At 68.1% G+C, this 14,526-nt stretch carries 12 protein-coding genes; 6 read left to right on the top strand and 6 right to left on the bottom strand.

Annotated elements, in window-relative coordinates:
- Positions 1 to 4 precede the first annotated feature (4 nt).
- From ACQG07_RS02310 to ACQG07_RS02300, 3 genes are read right to left on the bottom strand one after another with little or no spacing between them, the layout of a single operon-like run.
- Positions 5 to 2,110, bottom strand: a complete 2,106-nt coding sequence (locus tag ACQG07_RS02310) for an ABC transporter ATP-binding protein (protein WP_202939683.1) — start codon at positions 2,108 to 2,110, stop codon at positions 5 to 7.
- Positions 2,103 to 3,026 (bottom strand): ABC transporter permease, encoded by a 924-nt coding sequence (locus ACQG07_RS02305; RefSeq protein WP_079705531.1) that lies wholly within the window; start codon positions 3,024 to 3,026, stop codon positions 2,103 to 2,105. Before ACQG07_RS02305 ends, ACQG07_RS02310 begins: the two co-directional genes overlap by 8 nt.
- Positions 3,027 to 3,030: 4 nt before the next feature.
- Complete coding sequence (locus tag ACQG07_RS02300) at positions 3,031 to 4,014, bottom strand: ABC transporter permease (RefSeq protein WP_079705532.1); 984 nt, start codon at positions 4,012 to 4,014, stop codon at positions 3,031 to 3,033.
- A 296-nt stretch (positions 4,015 to 4,310) separates the two neighbouring features.
- Here ACQG07_RS02300 and ACQG07_RS02295 point away from each other — a divergent pair, with 296 nt between their 5' ends.
- The 3 genes from ACQG07_RS02295 (at position 4,311) to ACQG07_RS02285 (ending at position 8,607) form a co-directional block, all read left to right on the top strand.
- Entirely contained in the window at positions 4,311 to 6,035 is a 1,725-nt protein-coding gene (locus ACQG07_RS02295) for an ABC transporter family substrate-binding protein (RefSeq protein ID WP_426737028.1), read from the top strand.
- 161 nt (positions 6,036 to 6,196) lie between these two features.
- Entirely contained in the window at positions 6,197 to 8,104 is a 1,908-nt protein-coding gene (gene typA / locus ACQG07_RS02290; RefSeq protein ID WP_056007297.1) for a translational GTPase TypA, read from the top strand.
- A 71-nt stretch (positions 8,105 to 8,175) separates the two neighbouring features.
- On the top strand, positions 8,176 to 8,607 hold the full coding sequence (locus ACQG07_RS02285) for a hypothetical protein (protein WP_121289998.1): 432 nt from the start codon (positions 8,176 to 8,178) through the stop codon (positions 8,605 to 8,607).
- Positions 8,608 to 8,652: 45 nt separating this feature from the next.
- On the opposite strand, the gene efeB is transcribed toward ACQG07_RS02285, so the two are convergent.
- The 3 genes from efeB to efeU form a co-directional block, all read right to left on the bottom strand.
- Positions 8,653 to 10,017: an iron uptake transporter deferrochelatase/peroxidase subunit gene (efeB, locus tag ACQG07_RS02280; protein WP_426737027.1), complete on the bottom strand. Its 1,365-nt coding sequence runs from the start codon at positions 10,015 to 10,017 to the stop codon at positions 8,653 to 8,655.
- A gap of 113 nt (positions 10,018 to 10,130) precedes the next feature.
- Positions 10,131 to 11,342: an iron uptake system protein EfeO gene (efeO, locus tag ACQG07_RS02275; protein ID WP_426737026.1), complete on the bottom strand. Its 1,212-nt coding sequence runs from the start codon at positions 11,340 to 11,342 to the stop codon at positions 10,131 to 10,133.
- A gap of 54 nt (positions 11,343 to 11,396) precedes the next feature.
- On the bottom strand, positions 11,397 to 12,245 hold the full coding sequence (efeU, locus tag ACQG07_RS02270) for an iron uptake transporter permease EfeU (protein ID WP_085510519.1): 849 nt from the start codon (positions 12,243 to 12,245) through the stop codon (positions 11,397 to 11,399).
- Positions 12,246 to 12,448: 203 nt separating this feature from the next.
- On the opposite strand from efeU, the gene ACQG07_RS02265 reads away from it, so the two are divergent.
- The 3 genes from ACQG07_RS02265 to dapC are packed head-to-tail and all read left to right on the top strand — an operon-like array spanning position 12,449 to position 14,471.
- Positions 12,449 to 12,982: a hypothetical protein gene (locus ACQG07_RS02265; RefSeq protein ID WP_274499662.1), complete on the top strand. Its 534-nt coding sequence runs from the start codon at positions 12,449 to 12,451 to the stop codon at positions 12,980 to 12,982.
- A 39-nt stretch (positions 12,983 to 13,021) separates the two neighbouring features.
- The gene (gene fdxA, locus ACQG07_RS02260) at positions 13,022 to 13,345 is read left to right on the top strand and encodes a ferredoxin (RefSeq protein ID WP_079705538.1); all 324 of its coding nucleotides are present in this window, start codon (positions 13,022 to 13,024) and stop codon (positions 13,343 to 13,345) included.
- A 4-nt stretch (positions 13,346 to 13,349) separates the two neighbouring features.
- Positions 13,350 to 14,471: a succinyldiaminopimelate transaminase gene (gene dapC, locus ACQG07_RS02255; RefSeq protein ID WP_426737025.1), complete on the top strand. Its 1,122-nt coding sequence runs from the start codon at positions 13,350 to 13,352 to the stop codon at positions 14,469 to 14,471.
- The last annotated feature ends 55 nt before the right edge of the window (positions 14,472 to 14,526 follow it).

The following is a 14,526-nucleotide window of genomic DNA, read 5'->3' as shown; positions in this document are numbered from 1 at the left end:
TCGATCAGGCGGTGACGAGCCGGTCGCTCTCCGCATGGTGACACGCCACGAGCCGTCCGTCGACGGGGCGCTCTCGCGGATCGTCGCGTTCGCAGACCGCCTGCTTCTCCGCCGGCAGCAGCTGGAACAGCGGGCAGCGGCTCCGGAAACTGCAGCCGACCCGGTCGTCGCTGGGGGAGGGGAGGTCGCCGTTCAGCAGGATGCGCTGCCGGCTGCGTTCGATCTCGGGGTCCGGGACCGGCACCGCGGAGAGGAGCGCCTGCGTGTACGGGTGCTTCGGGTCGTCGAAGATCGTGGCACTGGGTCCGTACTCGACGATGCGCCCGAGGTACATGACCGCCACGTCGTCGGCGATGTGCCGGACGACGGCGAGGTCGTGGGCGACGAACAGGTACGAGAGTCCGAGCCGCTGCTTGAGGTCTTCGAGCAGGTTGATGACGCCGGCCTGGACGGAGACGTCGAGCGCGGAGACCGGCTCGTCGAGCACGAGGATCTTCGGTTCGACGACGAGCGCCCGTGCGATGCCGATGCGCTGTCGCTGGCCACCCGAGAACTCGTGCGGGTACCGGCCGGCGAAGGACGGTTCCAGGCCGACGAGTTCGAGCATGGCACCGACGCGGGAGCGGATCTCGGTGGGGGAGACCCCGTGGACGGTCAACGGTTCGCCGATGATGTCCTCGATCGTCATGCGCGGATCGAGCGAGGCCATCGGGTCCTGGAACACCACCTGGATGTCGCTGCGCAGCTTCCGGCGGTCGGGCTTCGACAGCGTCGCGGTGTCGACCCCGTTCACGTGGATGCTGCCGCCCTGCGTCCTGGCGAGTTCGAGGATCTCCATGATCGTCGTCGTCTTCCCGCAGCCGGACTCCCCGACGAGGCCGAGGGTGCGTCCGCGCTGGACGCTGAACGAGACCCCGTCGACCGCGCGGACGGTGCCGATGTTGCGACGGAACACGACGCCCTTCGTGAGCGGGAAGGCGCGGGTCAGGTCGCGGACGTCGAGGACAGTCTCCGGAGCGACCTCGGCGACGAGCTCCTCCGGTACCTCGTCCGGCCGAGGGAAGATCTCTGGGCGCCGCAGCGACCCGTCGGCGATCTCGCCGGCGCGGATGCACGCCGCGGTGTGGTTGACCGAGGTCGTCGGGTCCTCGACGGGACCGTCGAGGACGGGGAGCAGCGCCGGTTCACCCTCGAGGCAGGCGGCCACGGCGATCGGGCAGCGCGGGGCGAAGGGGCAGCCGGTCGGCACGGTCGTCAACAGCGGTGGGCGTCCCTCGAGTGGGACGAGTCGCTCCTGTTGGTTCGCCGCCATGTTCGGCATGGAGCGCAACAGACCGATCGTGTACGGCATGAGCGGTTCGCGGAACAGCGGGACGACGGGCGCCGTCTCGACGATGCGGCCCGCGTACATCACGGCCACCCGGTCGGCGTTGCCGGCGACGACACCGAGGTCGTGTGTGATGAGCACCACGGCGGCGCCGGTGATGTCCTTCGCCTTCTGGAGCACCTCGAGGATCTGCGCCTGGATGGTGACGTCGAGCGCGGTGGTCGGCTCGTCGGCGATGATCAGCTGCGGGTCGTTGGCGATGGCGATGGCGATCATGGCCCGCTGACGCATGCCACCGGAGAACTCGTGCGGGAACGACTTGGCACGCCGCTCCGCGTTCGGGATGCCGACGATCTTCAGGAGTTCGACGGCCCGGGTCTCGGCGGCGCGCTGCGAGAGCGCGGAGTCGTGGAGGCGGAGGCCCTCGGCGATCTGCTGACCGATCGTGTAGACGGGCGTGAGGGCCGAGAGCGGATCCTGGAAGATCATGGCGATGTCGCGCCCGCGGATCTTCGACAGTTCCTTGTCAGACTGGCCGAGCAGCTCGACGCCGTCGTAGCGGATGCTGCCGCTCACCTGCGCATTGGTCGGGAGCAGCCCCATGACGGCCATCGAGGAGACGCTCTTACCGGAGCCCGACTCGCCGACGATGCCGAGGAACTCGCCTCGCCGCACCTCGTAGGAGACACCGCGGACGGCGTGCACCGGCGTGCCGGCGTTGGGGAAGGTGACGCTGAGGTCGTCGACCTTGAGGAGCGGCGCGGTCGCCTGGGGGTCAGTCACGGTTGGCTCCTGAGGTCGGGTCGATGGCGTCGCGGAGGGCGTCGCCGAGGAGGCTCGAGGCGAGCACGGTGATGACGAGGATCGCTGCGGGGAAGACGAACAGCCAGGGCCGCGTCACGGCGGCGCTCGCACCGGCGGCGAGGAGAGTGCCGAGCGAGACGTCGGGTGCCTGGACGCCGAAGCCGAAGAAGCTCAGCGTCGTCTCCGACAGGATCGCCGCGCCGATGCCGAGCGTCGCGTCGATGATGAGGAGGCTCGCGACGTTCGGGATGATGTGCCGACGGATGATCGTGAACCCGGGGACGCCCATGAAGCGCGCGGCCTTGACGTACTCGCGTTCGCGGAGCGACATCGTCTGCCCGCGGATGACGCGGGCGAGCACCATCCAGCCGAACAGGACGAGGAAGACGACGAGGGCGAGCCAGGAGAGCGACTTGAACGCCGGGCTGAGGAGCACGAGGAGGAAGAAGCCGGGGATGACGAGGAGCAGGTCGATGAGCCAGACGATCGCCTTGTCCCAGACACCGCCGACGTAACCGGCGATGGCCCCGACGAGTCCGGCGATGATCGCCGCCCCCGGGCCGACGATCAGGCCGATGACGATGGACTTCTGCAGACCGACGAGGGTCTGCGCGTACACGTCCTGGCCGATGTTGTTCGTGCCGAACCAGTGCGACAGCGAGGGCGGCTGGCTGAAGGCGAGGCCGTCCTGGTCGGTGAAGGACCAGGGGGAGAGCAGCGGGCCGATGAAGGCCCAGAGGATGATGAAGAGGAGGACGCCTCCACCGATGCGGGCGCGCTTCGTGGCGAGCACCTTCCGGAGGATCGTGCGTCCGCGGGACTGCGGCCGCTTTGGTGCATCCCGCATCGTCTCGGGTTCGCCGACGGTGAGGGTCGATGGGTCGGTCAGTGCCATGTCGTTACACCCGCACTCTCGGGTCGAGCGCCGCATAGATCACGTCGGAGAGGGTTCCGGCGATCAGGACGAGGATGGAGGTGAAGAGGATCGTTCCGGCGGCGGCGTTGATGTCCGAGTTCGAGACGCTCGTGAGGAGGTACTCGCCCATGCCGTGCCAGCTGAAGACGTTCTCCGTCACACTCGCGCCGGTGAGGATGAGTCCGAACGAGTAGGCGAAGAACGTCGACATCGGGATGAGCGCGACGCGGACGCCGTGTCGGATGATCGCGGAGCCGCGGGTCCGGCCCTTCGAGCGGGCGGTCCGGATGTAGTCGGCGCTCATCACGTCGAGCATGGCGCTGCGCTGGTACCGCGAGTACGAGGCGACGGCGCCGACGGTGAGGGTGATGGTGGGCAGCAGCAGATGCATCGCCCGGTCGCCGAACTGTGTCCAGAACCCGCCCTGTAGGCCAGCGGTGTACTCGCCGGTGAAGTTGATGACGTTCGTGCCGACCGCCTGGTTGAGCGACGTCGCGAGGATCATGAGCACGACGCCGATGACGAAGACGGGCATCGCGAGGATGGTGAACGAGGCGTAGGTGATGATCTGGTCGCTGGCCCGGTACTGCCGGACGGCGCCCCAGACGCCGAGGGCGACGCCGATGACCGCGCCCAGGATGGTGCCGATGACGAGGAGTCGGAGGCTCGTGCCCGAGCGCTCGAAGATGTCGGCCGTGACCTGGGTGCCGCGGGTGCTGACGCCGAGGGACCCGGTGGTCACGAGCTGGGTGACCCAGTCCCAGAGGCGTTCGAGCAGCGGCACCTTCGGGTTGACGCCCATCTTGTCGAGCGCCGCGTCGATCGAGGACTGCGGGATGGGAGGGTTCTTCCCGAGGAACCGGGCCGAGGGCTGGAGCGTCATGCTCACGAGCACGTAGCCCAGCATGGTGGCGATGGCGGAGAGGAACAGGTAGTTGACCAACCGCCGTGCAATGAACCCGATCATGTACCAGCCTTGCGAAGTCGTTGTGCGGGACCGCGTCGTCCCGTCAGCTGTGCTCCCCTCGTGGGGTGGAGACACTGTAACCCCGAACCATCGGGAATCAGAAAACGACGCGTGTTCCCAGGAAACGAAACGTATGTTTCCGGCTCGTACCGTCGAGAAATCGAAACGGTAACAATTCGTGCCCACTTGTGGGGGATCCCCGGAGCGGGTGCAAGATGGTCCACATTGGCCTGCGCGCCTTCCGCTCCGCATCGGTGCGGCGTTGCGCAGTTACACGTCACGAAAGGTGGATCTCGATGAGTTCCAGAACACAGGGATCGAAGCGGCGCGGCGGGATGATCCTCGCCGGCGTCTCGATCGTCGCCCTCGCATTGACGGCTTGCACCGGAGGCGGTTCAGGCGGTGGCGCCTCGACGTCGAAGCCCGCCGAGCTGTCCGGCACCGGCTGGGAGCGCGCCGACGCCGACCAGATCGCCCAGGGCGGCACACTCAACCTCGCGGTCGACACGATCCCGGCCAACTGGAACCTCAACAACCTCGACGCCGGCACGGTCGACGACCAGTTCCTCACGAACCTGTACACGCCGTCGTTCGTCAAGATCAAGGAAGACGGCTCCTGGGAGGCGAACCCCGACTACGCGACCTCGGTCGAGCTGAAGAGCGAGGACCCGCAGGTCGTCGAGATCAAGATCAACCCCGACGCCGTGTGGTCCGACGGCACCGCGATCAGCGTCGACGACGTCGCTGCGACGTGGCAGTCCCTGAACGGCGCGAACGAGTCGTACGCACCCACGTCCACGAACGTGTGGAAGGACATCGAGTCCGTCACCGCCGGCGACAGCCCGCAGGACGTCCTCATCACGTTCAAGAACAAGAACGCGGACTGGCCGTCCATCCTCGGCAACATCTGGCCGAAGTGGCTCGGCGCGACGCCCGAGTCGTTCAACACCCTCTGGGCGACCGGACCGTACGCGGCCGACGGCACGACCTACGTGTCGGGTGGCCCGTACATCGTCAGCAAGATCGACCAGACCGGTGCCGTCGTCACCTTCGCGCCCAACCCGAAGTGGTGGGGCGACAAGCCGAAGCTCGACAACATCATCTTCAAGCAGATCTCCCGCGCGGGGCTCGCCCAGGCGTTCTCCAACAGTGAGATCGACGTCTTCAGCGTGGGTTCCAACGCCGACAACTACCAGACGGCTCAGAAGCGCAGCGACGCCGAGATCCAGCGTTCGCGCGGCACCACGTACAACCACATCACGCTGAACGGCACGTCCGAGGTCCTCAGCGACCCCGAGGTCCGCCAGGCGTTCGCCAAGTCGATCAACCGTCAGACCATCGCCGAGGCCCGCCTCGCCGCGATCGACGCGCCGACCGACCTGCTGAACAACCTCATCTTCCTCCCGGGCCAGGACGGCTACGAGGACGACGCCTCCAAGGTGCTCGGCTACGACATCGACGCGGCCAAGAAGCAGCTCGAGGACGCAGGTTGGAAGGAAGGCAGCGACGGCATCCGCGAGAAGGACGGCCAGAAGCTGACCGTCCGCTACGTCATCGACTCCGACAACCCGGTCTCCGCCGAGACGTCGCAGCAGGTGCAGGCCATGGTGAAGGAGTCGGGCTTCGACCTCCAGATCGACACCGTCCCCTCGGACGACTTCTTCACGAAGTACGTCACCACCGAGACCCGCGACTTCGACGCCGTGAGCTTCGCGTGGCAGGGCACCGCCTTCCCGATCTCCAGCACCGAGTCGATCTTCTACCCGGCCGATTCCGGGCAGAACTTCCCCGGCGTCACCGACGACTCGCTCGGTGACCTCTGGGCGAGCGCCAACGCGGAACTCGACCCCGACAAGCGCCTCGAGATCGCGAAGGAGATCGACAAGAAGATCGTCGCCCTCGCGACCACGCTCCCGCTGTTCCCGGTGCCGTACACCTACGGCGTCAAGACCGGCCTCGTGAACTACGGGCCGACCCAGTTCGAGACCATCGACTGGAAGAACGTGGGCTGGAAGAAGTAAGCGACACGACGGGTTCCTCCTGAACCCTGAGGACGACGGGCATCGGCGGGAAACCGCCGGTGCCCGTCGCCGTTCAGCCCCCGGCCAGGACTCCTGCGGTATGATGGTCCGTCGGCACCATCGTGCCCGAATCCCATCCACTTGAAGGAAGCCACCCTTTTATGGCGCTCGCCACTCGTTCCGATCTGCGCAATGTCGCGATCGTGGCCCACGTTGACCACGGCAAGACGACCCTCGTCGACGCCATGCTGCGACAGACCAACTCTTTCGCCGAACACGCCCACCTCGAAGAACGCGCCATGGACTCGAATGAGCTCGAGCGCGAAAAGGGCATCACCATCCTCGCCAAGAACACGGCGATCTCGTACAAGGGCGAACACGCCACCGACGGCCCGATCACGATCAACGTCATCGACACCCCCGGCCACGCCGACTTCGGTGGAGAGGTCGAGCGCGGCCTGTCCATGGTCGACGGCGTCGTCCTCCTCGTCGACGCGTCCGAGGGCCCCCTGCCGCAGACCCGCTTCGTGCTCCGCAAGGCGCTCGAGGCCAAGCTGCCGGTCATCCTCCTGGTCAACAAGACCGACCGCCCCGACGCACGCATCGACGAGGTCGTCGTCGAGAGCCAGGACCTCCTCATCGGTCTCGCCAGCGACATGGTCGACGACGTCCCCGACCTCGACCTCGACGCCGTCCTCGACGTCCCGGTCGTCTACGCCTCCGGTAAGGCCGGCCGCGCGTCGTCCAACAAGCCCGCCAACGGCGAACTGCCCGACAGTGAAGACCTCGAGCCGCTGTTCGCAGCCATCCTCGAGCACATCCCGGCTCCGCAGTACGACGACGAGCACCCGCTCCAGGCGCACGTCACGAACCTCGACGCCTCGCCGTTCCTCGGTCGCCTCGCGCTCCTGCGCATCTTCAACGGCACGCTGAAGAAGGGCCAGACGGTCGCCTGGGTCCGCCACGACGGCGACGTCCACAACGTCCGCGTCACCGAGCTCATGATCACGAAGGCCCTCGACCGCTACCCGGCCGAGAGCGCCGGCCCCGGCGACATCGTCGCCGTCGCCGGTTTCGCCGACATCATGATCGGCGACACCCTGGCCGACCCCGAGGACGTCCGCGCGCTGCCGGCCATCACGGTCGACGACCCGGCCATCTCGATGACCATCGGTACCAACACCTCGCCGCTCATGGGCAAGGTCAAGGGCCACAAGCTCACCGCGCGCATGGTCAAGGACCGCCTCGACCGCGAGCTCATCGGTAACGTCTCGCTCAAGGTCCTCGACATCGGTCGACCCGACGCGTGGGAGGTCCAGGGCCGTGGAGAGCTCGCGCTCGCCATCCTCGTCGAGCAGATGCGTCGCGAAGGCTACGAGCTCACCGTCGGCAAGCCGCAGGTGGTCACGAAGCGTATCGACGGCAAGGTCCACGAGCCGTACGAGCACCTGACCATCGACGCTCCCGAGGAGCACCTCGGCGCGATCACCCAGCTCCTCGCCGCTCGCAAGGGCCGCATGGAGAACATGGCGAACCACGGCACCGGCTGGGTCCGCATGGAGTTCATCGTCCCGTCGCGCGGCCTCATCGGTTTCCGCTCCGAGTTCCTCACCGCCACGCGCGGTACGGGTATCGCCAACGCGTTGGCACACGGATACGGCGAGTGGGCCGGCGCGATCACGACGCGCAATAACGGCTCGATCGTCGCCGACCGCTCCGGCGTGGTCACGCCCTTCGCGATCATCGCGCTGCAGGAGCGCATGTCGTTCTTCGTGCAGCCGACCGAAGAGGTCTACGAGGGCATGGTCATCGGTGAGAACTCGCGCAACGACGACATGGACGTCAACATCACCAAGGAGAAGAAGCTGACCAACATGCGTCAGTCTTCGGCCGACAACTTCGAGTCGATGACGCCGCCGCGCGTCCTCACGCTCGAGGAGAGCCTCGAGTTCGCCCGCGAGGACGAGTGCGTCGAGGTCACGCCCGAGCACGTGCGCATCCGCAAGGTCGAGCTCGACGCTCAGGCCCGCCAGCGCAGCTACTCGCGTCTCAAGAAGCAGTCCGAGTAGGCGCTAACCGCTCCAACCCGATGCCCGGTCCTCTCAGGAAGACCGGGCATCCGGTCGTTAAGCTGATGGGCATGCGCCGACCCGCCTCCCTCGCCCTGCTGGCCGCTCTCGTCCTCGCTCCGACGCTCGCCGGGTGCAGCGTCATCGAGTCCACCGTCAAGGACTCCGTCGAGCAGGGCATCCGCGACGCCACCGGTGGCGACTTCGACGTGAACCTCGACGAGGGGCTGCCGGACGGATACCCCGTCGACGCGGTCCCGGTGGTCGACGGCACGGTCAACGGCGGACGTGGCACGGTCGACGGCAAGGACACCTTCGTCGTCACGGTGCAGGCGACCGACGCCGCCACCGCAGCCAAGGACGCGCTCGTCGCGGCGGGCTTCACGGTCGACGGGGAGATCGCGAACGGCGACGGTTCGATCGTGACGCTGTCGACGACGGCCTACGACGTGAAGCTCGTCGCCTCGGCGGACAGCATCCTCTACACGGTGACGGTCAAGTAGCACTTCGACAGGCTCAGTGACCGGGGCTCAGCGACCGGGCAGGTCCTACGCGAAGAGCGTCTCGCCGACCCAGCCGTCCTTGCTCGCGCCCGGCGGCACCGCGAAGATCGCCGACCCGACGTGCTTGATGTACTCGTTGAGCGCATCGGTGGCCAGCGCGCGCTGCACGTCGATGAACTGCTTCGGCGATCGCTGGTACGACATGAAGAACAGTCCGGCGTTCAACCGCCCGAGGTCGTCGTTGCCGTCGACGAAGTTGTATCCGCGTCGCAGGAGCTTCGTGCCCTTGAGCTGGGTCGGGTGCGCCAGGCGCACGTGCGAGTGCTTGTCGATGAGCGGCTGATCCGTTGCGCCGACCGCGTCGAAGTCGGGCTCAGTGAACTCCTTACCGCCCGACAGCGGTGCGCCCTCGCCCTTGCTACGACCGATGACGCGCTCCTGCTCCTGGAGCTGCGCGCGGTCCCAGGTCTCGATGATCATGCGGATCTTCCGGACCACGAGGTAGGAACCACCGCTCAGCCAGGCGGCGCTGTCTCCGTCCTGAACCCAGACCTGCTCCTCGACCGTCTTGGTCTCCTCGGACTTGACGTTCGCGGTGCCGTCTTTGAAGCCGAACAGGTTGCGCGGGGTGACCTGGCTGGTGGAGGTCGAGGAGGTACGACCGAAGCCGAGCTGCGACCAGCGGATGGAGGCGCGTCCGAACGCGATGCGGCTCAGATTGCGGATCGCGTGCACGGCGACCTGCGGGTCGTCGGCGCACGCCTGGATGCAGAGGTCGCCGCCGGTGAGGCCCGCCTGGAGGTTGTCGCCCGTGAAGCGGGGGAGCTTCTCCAACTCGGCCGGGCGCCGGTCGGCGATGCCGAACCGGTCCGTGCCGTCCTCGGCGGTGAAGAGCGTGGGTCCGAACCCGAAGGTGATCGTGAGCCCGCTGGCGGGCAGTCCGAGCGCTTCTCCGGTGTCGACCGGGGGAGCGAGCGGGGAGCCGTCGACGGCACCGCCGTCGGCGACCTCCTTCCCCTGCGTCATGCGCGCCGCGGCGACACTCCAGTCCTGGAGCAACTCGATGAGTTCCTCCCGGGTGGTCCCAGCCGACACGTCGTACGCGGCGAAGTGCAGGCGGTCCTGCGCCGGCGTCGTGATTCCGCTCTGGTGGGCCCCGTTGAACGGGTAGACCGTCGTGACGCCCGTGGCACTCGCCGAGGCGCTGACGGCGGCGGTGATGGCCGCGGTCGCCCCGGCTCCGGCCGCAAGCCCGGCGGCGCCCGCTCCGGCCAGGCCGAACAGCGCCCGGCGCGACAGCCCGCGCCGCGGCGGGTCGCTCGGTGGTGCGGACGCGGCGCCGAGCTCAGCCGCAGTGGGCGTCGAACCGGAATCGGGTGCAGGCGTGGTGGGGGGAGTGTGCTCGGTCATCGGACCTCATGCTATTCAGGGATGGCTGGAAGGCCGCAAGGCCGGAACCCCCAGAATGCTCTGAGCGGTTCCGGCCCGGCGCGCCGCGGAAGCGGCGGTGGATCCGTTCGGTGCTACTCGGCGACGCCGAGCACCGTGTGGGTGAGCTGCGACAGCGGCTCGGAGAGGGCGTTCACCTGGTCGGAGAGCTCCTTGCGCTGCTCCTCGGTGACCGTGTCGTAGCCCACGAAGCCGCTGTCGAGGCTGCCGTATTTCGCGAGCAGGTCCTGCAGCGCCGTGAACTCGGTCTCGATCTGGCCGACGAGCTTCGTGCCCGCGTCGCCCTTGCTCGCGGCGATGTCCTTGACGTTGCCGAACGCGACCTCGGCTCCCTGTACGTTGGCCGCGAAGTCGTAGAGGTCGGTGTGGGACCACCAGTCCTCCTCGCCGGAGATCTTGCCGACGGCGACTTCGTCGAGGAGACCGATGGCACCGTTCGAGATGTCGCCGAGGCTCACGGTGAAGTCCTTCTCGGAGACGAGGTCGAACAGTTGCTGCACGTCATCGACGAGTCCGGTGGCGAACTGCTGACGCTGTTCCGGCGTCGACTTCGTCCAGTCCGTGAGCGCGCTCGTGCCGTCGGAGTTCAGCGCGTCGGCTGCCGGTGGCCAGAGGTCCTTCTCGATCCGGTGGAAGCCGGTCCAGTCGAGTCCTTCAGCCACGGCGTCGACCTCGCGGTAGTCGATCTTCGGGTCGAGGTCGCCGAACGCCTCGGCCGTCGGCTCGATGCGTTCGTACGAGACGCGCGTCGTCGCGAACAGCTGACGGGCGGTCTCGTCGTCGCCGGCGGCGTACGCGTCGGTGAAGGCCTTCACCTGCGGCACGAGTTCGGCCACCTGCGACTTGACGTAGGCGACGTAGTTCGTCACGGCCTGGTCGGTGAGCGCCTGCTCGTCCTTCGAGACGGTCGCGTTCTCACCGGTGACGGTGAATTCGGCGAGGCCGACGGGTGCGCCGACGAGCTGGAACTTGCAGGCCGTGTAGTACGTGCCGGGGTTCAGCTGTGCGACGTAGGACACCGTCTGGCCCGGCGTCACGTTCTCCTTCTCGCCCACGATGCGCAGCTTGTCCGAGGCGAGGATCTCGAACTCGTTGACGTCGGTGCCGTTGTTGGTGATCGAGAACGTCACGGCACCGGCCGTCGCCTTCGCGACGGACACCGAGCACGAGTCGTCGGTGATGGCGACGGTGAGTGCGTCGCTTCCCGTCTTGTTCGGGACGCATCCCGTGAGGGCGAGGGCGAGGACGCCCGCGCCGGCGAGGCCGGCGATGATGCGGTGCTGCATGGAGACTCCTGTCGGAAGGTGCTGGTGCTTGGTTCGCGGTGGGTCGGGGACCGGTCAGACGTTCGTCGTGACCGGTTTCGTGACGGAGGTCGGGCGCCGACGGCCGAGACCCGACACCCGGATGAAGCAGACGAGTGTGACGACCAGGTACAGCAGCCACGCACCGAACTGCGCCCAGGTCGGGGCGGGGGTGAAGTTGAAGAGTCCGCCGAGGACGGTGCCGTACCAGCTCGTCGGAGGGACGACGGCGCTCAGGTCGAAGGCGGCCTTGCCCCAACCGGGGATGACGCCCGCCTCCTGGAGGTCGCCGACGCCGTAGGCGAGGACGCCGGCAGCCACGACGACGAGGAACAGGCCGGTCCACGTGAAGAAGGTCCCGAGGTTGATCCGGACGAATCCGCGGTAGATGAGATACGCGATGACGACGGAGGTGAGGATGCCGAGGAGTGCACCGATCGAGCCGACGACGGCGTTCTCGCCGGAATTGACGCTCGCCCAGATGAAGAGGGCGGTCTCGATGCCCTCGCGGCCGACGCTGATGAAGCCGAGGACGACGATGCCGACCGCCGATCCGGCGACGGCGGCGTCGAGTCGTGACTCGAGGTCGTGCTTGAGCTCTCGGGCGTTGCGCCCCATCCAGAAGATCATCCAGGTGACGAGCCCGACGGCCAGGATGGAGAGTCCGCCGCCGAGGATCTCCTGCGCCTGGAAGCTCAGCCCGTACGGCCCCCAGGTGAGGATGGCACCGACGCCGAGCGAGACGACGATCGCGACGGCGACGCCGAGCCACAACCGGGGGAGGACGTCCCGGCGGCCGAGCTTGTTCAGGTAGGCGACGAGGATGCCGACGATGAGGCCGGCTTCGAGGCCTTCGCGGAGGCCGATGAGGTAGTTCGCGAGCACGTGACCGGACTTTCGGGCGTCGAGCAGGCGGTCGCCCGGGGGAGGCCGTCGTCTGCGGGGTGGGGATGCATCCGAGGGCGCGCCGGGCGGGGACCGTGGTCCGGGCGGGGCGCTGCGACTTCGGAACGCGGTTGGGTAAGGCTAACCTTATCCGACGTCGACCATAGCGCCTGATGCTGAGGCTGTCCAGATACAATCGGCGGATGACCGATCCGGCCCCCGACTCCAGCCTCCCAGACGGCCGCACGGTCGGCGACGACCGCTGGTTCCCGCCGACACCGCAGCAGCAGGACGCATCGCACGAGCAGTCCACGGCGTCGCGGGTGATCGGGATCGTCCTCGCGTTCCTCGTCGGTCTGGCGTACGGCGCGATCGGCACGGTCGCGCACGCCTGGGCGCCCTCCGTCCTCGGTGTCGCCCTCCCGGTCGGCCTGGTGCTCGGGGTCCTCGGCGTGGCCATGCTCCTGGTCGGACTCCGGATCGTCCTGGGGGACCGGCTCGCAGCGTCGGCCGCGGCGCTCGGGGTCATCCTCATGATCGGGATCCTGCTGCTCGAGAGCACCGGTGGCTCCGTCCTCATCCCGCAGAGCGTCTCGGGCCTCGTCTGGACCATCGCGCCCGGTCTCATCGCCGTCCTCGTCGTGGCGTGGCCGAAGCTCCCGGAGCGCGCCCGCACGCGCGACGACCGTCCCGCGGGACCGGCGCCCGAACCGCTCCCCGTCTCGCCGCAGGCGTAGACTGGACAACTCAGTGCTCGTGAAGGGAGCCACCCGCCCGTGACCTACGTGATCGCCCTGCCGTGCGTCGATGTGAAGGACCGCGCCTGCATCGACGAATGCCCCGTCGACTGCATCTACGAGGGTGAACGGTCGCTCTACATCCACCCCGACGAATGCGTCGACTGCGGTGCGTGCGAGCCGGTCTGCCCGGTGGAGGCCATCTACTACGAGGACGACCTTCCCGAGGAGTGGGCGGACTACTACAAGGCCAATGTCGAGTTCTTCGACGAGATCGGTTCCCCGGGTGGGGCCGCGAAGGTCGGCGTGATCCCCTCGGACCACCCGCTCATCGCCGCGCTGCCGCCACAAGCCCACGAGTAGTCGCGTGGCACTGCAGCCGCTGCCCGACTACCCGTGGGACCTCATGGTCCCGTATGCGGAGCAGGCCCGTCGGCACCCCGACGGCATCGTCGACCTCTCGATCGGTTCGCCGGTCGATCCGACTCCCGGCCTCATCCGGGATGCGCTCCGAGCGGCCACGGACGCACACGCGTACCCGACCACGGTCGGCACGCCCGAACTCCGGCAGGCGATCGTCGACTGGTTCGCGCGCCGTCGTGGTGTCGAGGGGCTCAGCCTCGACGCCGTCCTCCCGACGATCGGCTCGAAGGAACTCGTCGCGCTGCTCGCCTTCCTCCTCGGCCTGGGCGCCGGCGACACCGTGGTCCACCCGGTGGCCGCCTATCCGACGTACGCGGTCGGCGCGGCGATCGCAGGAGCCGAGGCGCTCGCCTCCGACGACCCCGCCGAATGGCCGGAGAGCACCCGGCTGGTGTGGCTGAACTCCCCAGGCAACCCCGACGGTCGTGTCCTGTCGGTCGACGAGCTGCGCGCAGCCCGAGCCAGAGCCCGCGAACTCGGCGCCGTCCTCGTGGGCGATGAATGCTACGCGGAACTCGGCTGGGAGGGGGAATGGTCCGACGCCCCGACCCCGTCCGTGCTCGATCCACGCGTGACCGACGGCGACACCGAGGGTGTCCTCGCGATCTACTCCCTGAGCAAGCAGTCCAACCTGGCCGGCTACCGTGCCGCGTTCCTCGCGGGCGACGAGCGCCTGGTGCGTCGGCTGGTCACCGTCCGGAAGCACGCGGGTCTCATGCTGCCGGCCCCGCTGCAGGCCGCCATGGTCGCGGCGCTCGGCGACGACGCCCACGTGGCGGAGCAGAAGGCCCGGTACCGCGCCCGACGCGAGGTGCTGCTCCCGGCCGTCCGCGAGGCCGGGTTCCGGGTCGACCGCAGCGAGGCGGGACTGTACCTGTGGATCACCGAAGGCCAGGACGCCTGGGTGAGTATCGACCGCCTGGCGTCGATCGGTGTCCTGGCGGGTCCAGGGGTGTTCTACGGCGAGGCCGGACCGCAACACGTGCGGCTCTCCCTGACCGCTACCGACGAGCGCATCGCGGCCGCCGCGGCCCGACTTCGGGGACTCCGCCCGATTTCGGGGTGAACTCCAAGGAAGTCGCCGGATCACTGTGGGAAACAGCAGTAGGGTCCGAAGCCGA

It is taken from the genome of Plantibacter sp. 2H11-2, from assembly GCF_050031945.1.
GTDB classification, from domain to species: domain Bacteria; phylum Actinomycetota; class Actinomycetes; order Actinomycetales; family Microbacteriaceae; genus Plantibacter; species Plantibacter auratus.
The sequence above is the reverse complement of the archived record's forward strand: the minus strand, read 5'-3'. Positions and strand labels throughout refer to the sequence as shown.

Excerpts from the sequence above, each read along its gene's own strand:
- ACQG07_RS02305 (WP_079705531.1), bottom strand. The coding sequence starts at position 3,026 with ATGGCACTGACCGACCCATCGACCCTCACCGTCGGCGAACCCGAGACG.
- ACQG07_RS02300 (WP_079705532.1), bottom strand. The coding sequence starts at position 4,014 with ATGATCGGGTTCATTGCACGGCGGTTGGTCAACTACCTGTTCCTCTCC.
- ACQG07_RS02295 (WP_426737028.1), top strand. The coding sequence starts at position 4,311 with ATGAGTTCCAGAACACAGGGATCGAAGCGGCGCGGCGGGATGATCCTC.
- typA (WP_056007297.1), top strand. The coding sequence starts at position 6,197 with ATGGCGCTCGCCACTCGTTCCGATCTGCGCAATGTCGCGATCGTGGCC.
- ACQG07_RS02285 (WP_121289998.1), top strand. The coding sequence starts at position 8,176 with ATGCGCCGACCCGCCTCCCTCGCCCTGCTGGCCGCTCTCGTCCTCGCT.
- efeB (WP_426737027.1), bottom strand. The coding sequence starts at position 10,017 with ATGACCGAGCACACTCCCCCCACCACGCCTGCACCCGATTCCGGTTCG.
- efeO (WP_426737026.1), bottom strand. The coding sequence starts at position 11,342 with ATGCAGCACCGCATCATCGCCGGCCTCGCCGGCGCGGGCGTCCTCGCC.
- ACQG07_RS02265 (WP_274499662.1), top strand. The coding sequence starts at position 12,449 with ATGACCGATCCGGCCCCCGACTCCAGCCTCCCAGACGGCCGCACGGTC.